Origin of the sequence: uncultured Mycobacterium sp. (assembly GCF_964249325.1) — a bacterium.
Taxonomy (GTDB): domain Bacteria; phylum Actinomycetota; class Actinomycetes; order Mycobacteriales; family Mycobacteriaceae; genus Mycobacterium.
Window position 1 is genome coordinate 1 of the sequence record NZ_CAXUCH010000307.1, and the last position, 4307, is coordinate 4307.

General features: G+C 65.8%; 5 protein-coding genes and 1 pseudogene. 3 read left to right on the top strand and 3 right to left on the bottom strand.

Annotation, left to right across the window (positions count from 1 at the left end; translation table 11 throughout):
- Positions 1-103: 103 nt before the first annotated feature.
- Positions 104-313 (top strand): annotated as a pseudogene (locus tag ACFE99_RS23260) (hypothetical protein); the annotation flags it as partial.
- A gap of 73 nt (positions 314-386) precedes the next feature.
- Here the strand turns inward: ACFE99_RS23260 and ACFE99_RS23265 are convergent.
- From ACFE99_RS23265 to ACFE99_RS23275, 3 genes are all read right to left on the bottom strand, one after another.
- Positions 387-1277 carry a cyclopropane mycolic acid synthase family methyltransferase gene (locus ACFE99_RS23265; RefSeq protein ID WP_375488970.1) on the bottom strand — a complete coding sequence of 297 codons (891 nt, stop codon included), beginning with the start codon at positions 1275-1277 and terminating at the stop codon, positions 387-389.
- Between the two features lie 11 nt (positions 1278-1288).
- Positions 1289-1801, bottom strand: a complete 513-nt coding sequence (locus tag ACFE99_RS23270; RefSeq protein WP_375488972.1) for a MaoC family dehydratase N-terminal domain-containing protein — start codon at positions 1799-1801, stop codon at positions 1289-1291.
- Positions 1802-1958: 157 nt separating this feature from the next.
- Positions 1959-2891, bottom strand: a complete 933-nt coding sequence (locus ACFE99_RS23275) for an HAD family hydrolase (protein WP_375488974.1) — start codon at positions 2889-2891, stop codon at positions 1959-1961.
- A gap of 68 nt (positions 2892-2959) precedes the next feature.
- On the opposite strand from ACFE99_RS23275, the gene ACFE99_RS23280 reads away from it, so the two are divergent.
- Positions 2960-3214 (top strand): glutaredoxin family protein, encoded by a 255-nt coding sequence (locus ACFE99_RS23280; protein WP_375488976.1) that lies wholly within the window; start codon positions 2960-2962, stop codon positions 3212-3214.
- A 102-nt stretch (positions 3215-3316) separates the two neighbouring features.
- The coding region (locus tag ACFE99_RS23285; RefSeq protein ID WP_375488978.1) for a glutamyl-tRNA reductase at positions 3317-4307 on the top strand (991 nt) is incomplete at its 3' end.

The following is a 4307-nucleotide window of genomic DNA, read 5'->3' on the forward strand; positions in this document are numbered from 1 at the left end:
ACTCGGCTTACTACTCGGTGATCGACGACGAGTGGCCGGCGATCAGGCGCCACCTGGAGCAGCGGCTTGAGGCGCATCTCGACCGAGCTTCTTAACTGTCGGCGAATTCCCGCTGGCTGGGCCGGCGGGGATGGTGCCGCTGCCGTCGAAGTGGTAAATCGAATTCGGCGAGCCGAACTCAACCTACGAATACGACCACGGCGACGCCGACGACCCGATGGTCACGTTCGAGCTGACCGATCAGGTGCGCGAGACCATCCAGCAGACGCTGTATCGGCTGCTGGCCGGCCGTCGCAACATGTTCTTCGGCTGACTTTTCTGGCCAACAGACGCGAAAGCCGCTCGTTTCGGCCGAAATTGGAGACGGTTGCGTCTTTTCGCGCGGGCTAGGCCGGCTTGACCAGGGTGAACTGACAGACGTCTGTGTAGCCGTCGCGGAACAAGTCCGCGCAGCCGGTCAGGTATTTCATGTAGCGCTGGTAGACCTCTTCGGATTGGATCGCGATCGCCTCGTCCTTGCGGGCCTGCAGGTTCGCCGCCCAGGTGTCCAGCGTGCGCGCGTAATGCAGCCGCAGCTGCTGCTTTTTGGTGAGCGTGAAGCCCGCTTTGGTCGCGTGCTCTTCAACCACCACCGCCTGCGGCAGGTCTCCGCCGGGGAAGATCTCGTCCATGATGAATTTGAAGAACCGCAGGTGACTCATGGTGACCGGCAGCCCGCGCGCGGCGAACTCGTCGTCGGCGGGCTTGATGATGGTGTGCAGCAGCATCACCCCGCCGGGCGATAGCACCTCGTAGGCCATCTTGAAGAAGTCGTCGTAGCGGTCGCGGCCGAAGTGTTCGAACGCCCCGATCGACACGATCCGGTCCACCGGCTCGCGGAACTGCTCCCAGCCCTGCAGGCGAACCTGCTTGGAGCGCGGGTTGTCTGATTCGGCGAACTTCTGCTCGACGTGCGCGGCTTGGTTCTTGCTCAGAGTCAGGCCGATCACATTGACGTCATACTTCTCGATCGCACGCAAAAGGGTTGCGCCCCAACCACATCCAACGTCAAGCAGCGTCATACCGGGCTTCAGGCCGAGCTTGCCTAAAGACAGGTCGATCTTGGCGATCTGAGCCTCTTCCAGCGACATGTCGTCGCGCTCGAAGTAGGCGCAGCTATAGGTCTGCGTTCGGTCGAGAAAGAGCCGATAGAAGTCGTCGGAGAGGTCGTAATGTGACTGCACGTCCTCGAAGTGCGGCGTGAGATCGCGCGTCGGATCGGTAGCCCCCTGTTTCATAGCGGCCGACCCTAAGCCCCACTGCGAATCGACGCAATTGCCGCCGCCGTCGCTGCAGCGTCGGCCTCCTGACCGGCCGCCTCCCCGATCATGGTGACGACGCTGGTTACCACGGGCTTCCCGTCGGCATCGGTGACTTCGCTGCGGATCTCGGTGATCACTGTGCCGTGGGATTGGATCACCGAGTCCAGATAGGCGTCGAAATACAGCCTGTCGTTCGCCAGGATGGGCCGGTGGAACTGCAGCTTCTGGTCGCGGTGGAAGACCCGGGCGATGTTGATCGGGATGTCGAATTTGGTGAACAGTTCCAGCTGGAGGCGCCGGCCGGCGATTGCAAGAAACGTGGGCGGGGCCACCAGGCCGGGGTAGCCGTGCTCGGCGGCGGCGTCCTCGCTGAAGTGCGCAGGGTGCTCGTTTTTGACTGCGCGTGCAAACTCGCGAATCTTTTCCCGGCCGACGTCGAAGTAATCGCCGTGGCGGTAGTGCTTACCGATGATCGATTGAGCTTCTACGGGAACAGTCATTTCCGCTTCTTACTCTCCGCTCAAATTAGGGCTCAGCGGCGCAGCTTATCAGCGTGAGTGCCGCCGTGACGCCATGCGGTCGGTGCGCTTCTCGCGCGCTACCCGCGCTCGCGCCGACGCGACACGGCGGCCATGCGGTCGGTGCGCCTCTCGCGCGCTACCCGCGCTCGCGGCGACGCGACACGGCTGCAGCGAGCGCGCCTCCGGCCGCCCCCAGCGCCAGCGCCGATGGAACCCCGATCCGGGCGGCCTTGCGGGCGGTGCGAAAGTCGCGGATCTCCCACCCCCGTTCGCGCGCCAGCGCCCGCAGCTGCGGGTCGGGATTGACGGCGACCGCCGTGCCGACCAGCGACAGCAGCGGCAGGTCGTTGATGCTGTCGGAGTAGGCGGTGCACCGCTTGAGGTTCAAACCCTCACGGATGGCCAGCGAGCGCACAGCGTGGGCCTTGCCGGTGCCGTGCAGCAACTCGCCGACCAGCCTGCCGGTAAACACCCCGTCGACCGATTCGGCGACCGTGCCCAGCGCGCCGGTCAACCCCAACCGGCGGGCAATGGTGATCGCCAGCTCGTACGGGGTGGCGGTGACCAGCCACACCTGCTGGCCGGCGTCAAGATGCATCTGGGCGAGCTCACGGGTGCCCGGCCAGATCTTGTCGGCGATGATCTCGTCGTAGACCTCCTCACCAAGCGCCTCCAGCTCGGCGGTCGAGCGGCCTTCGATGAAAGCCAGCGCTTTGCGCCGGCCCGCGGCGACGTCATCACTGTTCTCTTTGCCGATGAGCTGAAACTTGGCCTGGGCGTAGATGAACCCGAGCACGTCGCGGTAGGTGAAGTACTTGCGCGCGGCCAGCCCCCGACCGAAATGCAGCAGTGACGAGCCCTGCACCAAGGTGTTGTCGACGTCGAAGAATGCGGCCGCGGTCAGGTCGACGGGCGGCTGAATGTCGGCGGTGGTGTCGGCGCGCAGCTCGTCGAGCGCGCGCTGGGCGCTGGCGTCACCGCCCAGCGCTTCGAGGTCGACACGGCCAGAACCCGTGCTGTCTGCTTCACCGGAAGCCACCGTCAACCTCCTTCCGCCGCACTGGCACATCGCCGCTTCAACCCTATCTGGCCTGCGGGTACACCGGGTGTCACCGTTAGCGGTGCCACACTGGTGCCGTGAGCCGTCACCGAGTGGAGTTGCTGACCCGGGCCGGCTGTCTGATCTGTGCGCGGGTGTACGACCAGCTGGCCGAGCTTGCCACCGAACTGGGCTTCGAGCTTGCCGCGACTGACGTCGACACCGCCGCGGCGGCCGGCAACCCCGGGCTGCGCGCGGAGTTCGGCGACCGGCTACCGGTGGTCCTGCTTGACGGTCGCGAACATAGCTATTGGGAGGTCGACGAAGATCGCCTGCGCGCAGATCTCGCTTGACCGGGTGGGGCGGTGGGCAAATTTGGTAGCACAACTGTTAGACGTTTACCGTAGAAGGCAGTTCGTTGGCGAAAGCAAGGGAGCAGGCCAGGTGATGCTGCCGTGAGCGTCCTGCTCTTCGGGGTTTCACACCGCAGTGCGCCGGTTTCGGTTCTAGAACAGCTGAGCACCGACGAATCTGACCAGATCAAGATCACCGACAGGGTATTGCAGTCTCCGCTGGTGACCGAGGCGATGGTGCTGTCCACCTGTAATCGGGTCGAGGTCTACGCCGTGGTGGACGCCTTCCACGGCGGGTTGGCCGTGATCGGGCAGGTGCTCGCCGACCACTCCGGCATGTCGCTGGGCGACCTGACCAAATACGCCTACGTCCGCTACAGCGAGGCCGCCGTCGAGCATCTGTTCGCGGTGGCCAGCGGCCTGGATTCGGCGGTGATCGGCGAACAGCAGGTGCTCGGTCAGGTGCGACGGGCCTATGCCACCGCCGAGGCCAACCGCACAGTGGGCCGAGTGCTGCACGAGCTGGCGCAGCGCGCGCTGGCGGTGGGCAAGCGGGTGCACTCCGAAACCGCGATCGATGCCGCCGGCGCGTCGGTGGTCTCGGTCGCGCTGGGCATGGCCGACAGCAAGCTGGCAGGGCTGCAAGGCAAGACCGCCGCGGTGATCGGCGCCGGTGCGATGGGCGCCCTGTCGGCGGGGCATCTGACTTGCGCCGGCATCGGACATGTCCATGTGGTCAACCGCTCGCTGCCGCGGGCCCAGCGACTGGCCCGCAAGATACGCGACGCGGGCACGCAGGCCGAAGCAATGGGACTGGACCGGCTGCCCGCCGCGCTGGCCGACGCCGACGTCGTGGTCAGCTGCACCGGCGCGGTGCGCCCAGTGGTGTCGCTGGCTGACGTCTACCACGCCCTGGCCCCTCTGCACCGTGACGAAGCCGCCCAGCCGCTGGTTATCTGCGACCTCGGCATGCCGCGCGATGTCGACCCGGCGGTGGCCGGGCTGCCGGGCGTCCTCCATGGTGCGTACTCGGCGATCATGCAGGACGAGGACGGGCAGATCCAGGAAGCGCACTCGATCAGCGCCGGGCTCG

Excerpts from the sequence above, each read along its gene's own strand:
- ACFE99_RS23265 (WP_375488970.1), bottom strand. The coding sequence starts at position 1,277 with ATGAAACAGGGGGCTACCGATCCGACGCGCGATCTCACGCCGCACTTC.
- ACFE99_RS23270 (WP_375488972.1), bottom strand. The coding sequence starts at position 1,801 with ATGACTGTTCCCGTAGAAGCTCAATCGATCATCGGTAAGCACTACCGC.
- ACFE99_RS23275 (WP_375488974.1), bottom strand. The coding sequence starts at position 2,891 with ATGTGCCAGTGCGGCGGAAGGAGGTTGACGGTGGCTTCCGGTGAAGCA.